At 68.4% G+C, this 3854-nt stretch carries 2 protein-coding genes and 1 pseudogene; 1 reads left to right on the top strand and 2 read right to left on the bottom strand.

Annotated elements, in window-relative coordinates:
- Both JMF90_RS27785 and JMF90_RS27780 read right to left on the bottom strand, forming a co-directional pair.
- Positions 1-1387: tetratricopeptide repeat protein (locus JMF90_RS27785; protein ID WP_201325684.1), on the bottom strand; the 1387-nt coding region annotated here is incomplete at its 3' end.
- Positions 1388-1625: 238 nt separating this feature from the next.
- Positions 1626-3230, bottom strand: a complete 1605-nt coding sequence (locus tag JMF90_RS27780) for a TIGR04222 domain-containing membrane protein (RefSeq protein WP_011546731.1) — start codon at positions 3228-3230, stop codon at positions 1626-1628.
- 382 nt (positions 3231-3612) lie between these two features.
- Here JMF90_RS27780 and JMF90_RS27775 point away from each other — a divergent pair.
- A pseudogene (locus JMF90_RS27775) lies at positions 3613-3854 on the top strand (site-specific integrase); the annotation flags it as partial.

Here is a 3854-nt window from a genome sequence, read left to right as displayed (position 1 = left end):
CGGACACGAACCGCACCGGCGGCGGGATCGTGTCGAGTGTCGTGCCCGCGTGCATCGGCGCGCTCAACAGGCTCGTCCAGTAATCGAATTGCCCGGCCTGTGCGGTGGCCGCCTCGTGATCGAGCACTGCGTCGACACCGTCGACCGTCTCCATCAGCCGATGCAGCGCCGGCTGGCACGCGAACACCACCCGCGCCGCCCGCCTCGCGCGAAATTCCGCGAAATAACGGCTGAACTGCAGCATATCGCCGAGGCCGTCCTCCTGCCACACGAGCAGCGTCTTGCCGGCTAGCGGCTCGCCTTGCCACTGCGCGCACCGCAGTACCTCGCGGGTTCGGCGGTGCACGAACGTCGACTGCTCGTAGCGCGATTCGTAGCGGCGCCAGCCTTCCTCGAATCGTCCCCGGCCGAGCAGCAGCGTCGCCAGCCCGAAGCGCGCGTCGTCATAGTCGGCGCGCAGGTCGAGCGCGCGACGGTATGCGCGTTCGGCTTCGTCGAGTTGGCCCGCATGCGCCAAGGTCGTGCCGAGGTTGTAGTGCACCTCGGCCATCCGCGGCGCGAGCGCCAGCGCGTCGGTGAACGCGACGGCCGCTTCGTCGTGGCGGCCCTGCGCACGCAGGACGCAGCCGAGATTGTTGTGTGGCTGCGGCAGGCCGGGCCGGCAGCGGATGGCGTCGCGATAGGCCGCTTCCGCTTCGGACAGGCGATCGAGGTTCTGCAGCGCGACGCCGAGGTTGTAATGCGCTTCCGGATGATCCGGACACAGTGCGATGGTCTGCCGGCTAGCCGCCTCCGCTTCCGGCAGCCGCTGCATGTCGACGAGGATCGCGCCGAGATTCGCGTGCGCGAGCACATGATCGGCGCGAACGGCAATCGCGAGCCGGTACGCGAGCTCCGCCTCCGCGGGCCGCGCGAGGATGCGAAGCAGGTTGCCGAGATCGGTCAGCACGTCGGGCGACCGCGGCTCGATCGACAGGGCCTGCCCGAACGCCTGTTCGGCTTCGTCGAGCCGGCCGAGCGCTTCGAGCACCTTGCCGAACCGGTGATGGTGCGACGCGCGCAACGGCGCGACGCAGGCAAGCTGCCGGCGCAGGATCACTTCGGCTTCGGGCAAGCGCTCCTGCGACAGCAGCAGCGCGTGAAGGCCGTCGTATGGGGGCTCGAACGCCGGCATCGCGTCGATCGCGCGCCGCCACCACGCCTCGGCATCCGCCAGCCGGTTCAGGCCCAGCGCACAGACGGCCGCGACGTGCAGCGCCGCGACGTCCACCGCAGGCGCATCGAGCAGCGGCGCGACGCGTGACAGTGCGTCGGCAAACTGTCCGTTCTGGCACAAGGTCGCGGCGTGTCGAACGCACGCGGAAACGTCGGAAGCTGGCGTCGTCATGGAGGGCTGGGCAAAGCGGCGGACATTCATCCCGTCCGGCCGTCACGGCGGCAGCCCGGCATGCGCGACGCGTGTCGCGCCCGGGCGACCGTTTCGGCACGGAGAGCGTCGATTGACAGGTTACCGAAGCACGCACGCACGCGATGCGACGATCTGAGCCCATTCCATGCGGTTGTTCGGGCGATGGCCCGTCACCCCGTGCGTGGCGGGGCCTCGCTGAACGACACCGGCCGTCCGCTCAGTTCGACGAACACCCCCCGCAACTGCTCGAACTGCACGAGCTGGAACTGCACGAACTCGACGAACTGCAGCTCGACGACGAGCAACTGCTGTCGGACGAAGTGCCACCGCCCGCTTTCGCCGCGGCGGCCGACGACACCTGCGAGGCCACCAGCACCGGGCCTGCATACGCCGACCATACGGTACCGGCCAGCGCGCCTGCACCGAACAGCGCTGCGGTCCACAGCAACGGGTCCGGATCGTCACGTTCGGCGTCGCGTATCCCGGACGCTCCCCGCGCGCTGCGTACGTGCCGCGCGTCGCGCGCAGCCCGCGGATCGTGCGCGTTCCGGCGCTCGAGCAGCGCGGCGCGCCCGGCCGCCGTGGCGCCGCCGCGCCCGAAGCCGGTCAGCCTTCCAGCGACGATCCGGTACGCGATCGCGAACACCGCCATGCAGATGCACAGCAGCAGCACGGGCCGCCCGCGGCTCAAACCGACCGCGAGCTTCGCGGCGCCGGTGCCGAGCACGAGCAACGCGATCGCGCGCGCGGCCATCCGGGACGCGCGCAACTCGCCGGGCGCCCAGAACCAGCCCTGCGCACGCATCCCGTCGACGACCTCCTGCGCGTACCTCGCAAGCCGCTCCCGAAAGACGCCGTAGCGCACGGTGCCGGACGGTTGCTCGTTGAGCCACGCGCAGTAGTCGTCGTACCGACCCGCGCGTGCCAGATCCGCGATCTTCACGTAGCTGCCTTGCCGGTGAACGCTCCACAAGTCGACCGCGCCCGCATGCGCGAGCGACATCGTCACGACCTGCGCGACCCGTGCTTCGCCGCCGGTGAGATAGGCGACTTCGTCGGCGCTCAGCCCGGACGAAGCCTTGCGCGTGCGCCGGCCCCAGCGCCGGATGCGAAATTCGATGGCCTGGAGCGCGACGATCAGCAACAACGCGAGAATGCAGGCCGGCACGTAGAACGCGAGAAACTGCGGTCCCGTGTAGTCCAGCACGTCGAGATCCTGCGCCGATGCGCAGGTCGCGGCGACGCTCGCGGCCGCCGCCGGCCACACGAGTTTCGGTAGACGGTCGCGCCATGCGCGGCGCGGCGCCACGGCGGCCATGCGCTCGGTCTGCCGCGCCTCTGCATCCGCCTCGGCCTGCCGGTCGACCGGACGCGGCCAGATCGATGCCGGCGGCTCGCAGCCGAACAGCCGACGATAGCTGTCCAGCGTGTCGCGGTAGCGCTGCGCGTACACGGCGGCCTCGTCGGGCGCGCCGGTACCGGGCATATGGTGCAGCCGTGCGTGCAGCACATCGGCGCAGAAGACGTCCCAGTATTCGAGCGTGTACTGCAGATGGAAATGCCACGCGGCATCGACCGCGACCGACGGCGTGACCGGATGCCCGGCCGCCTGCGCGAGAAACGCGAAGCGCTTGTATTCGTCGATTACGGCCAGCGCGTGGTCGTGCGACCAGCCTTCGGCTTCGGCGAGGCGCCGGCTGTACGGCAGCGGCGCATGCGGATCATCGGGCGAATACGCGTGCAGACGCGCGAGCAGCGCCTGCTGCGCATCGGTCAGCGGGCAGGCAGCGACTGCGGTCGAAGTAGACGGGATGGCAGCCATCGGGAGTCGGCGCGATGCGCGGACGGCCGCCGCGCTCGACGCTTGGAGTTGTCGTTGCGGGCGATTCTCGCACAACGGAAAGGCGGCGGAATAGCGTGGGAACGGCCCGGCAGATGACGATGCGATGCCGTGCGGTGACGCTACGCCTGGACGACTTCAGGAAAACGGATCGGGAAATTCGACGCCTGGAATCAGGCTATTTGGCGCGCCCGGCTGGGATCGAACCAGCAACCCCTGCCTTCGGAGGGCGGGAATATAGGTTCACGACCGTCCATGAACATCCGAAGAAACCCGATAATCCATTGAATTTATTGAAAAATAAGAGCATTGCCGTCCAACGAGATCCAGCCTAAAATTTCCGTACCATTTCCGTACGAAAATCATGGCTACTCCTATCGTCAGCAAGACCGCACGCGACAAGCTGCCCCCACGCCGGGAACCCTACTTTGCACGGGTTCAATCCGGTCTCTACGTCGGGTTCCGTAAACTCGCCGAGGGCGACGGGACCTGGATTGCTCGCAGACGCAACGAGGCGGGCAAGCAAGAATACAAGGCACTCGGCACCCTCCCGAGCTTCGATGATGCGGTGAAAGCTACCCTCGAATGGTCGAAAGCGGCAGACGC

The organism is Burkholderia sp. E168m23, from assembly GCF_016586125.1.
Lineage (GTDB): Bacteria > Pseudomonadota > Gammaproteobacteria > Burkholderiales > Burkholderiaceae > Burkholderia > Burkholderia orbicola.
Note: the sequence above shows the minus strand (reverse complement) of the source record. Positions and strands in the feature narration are given on the sequence as shown.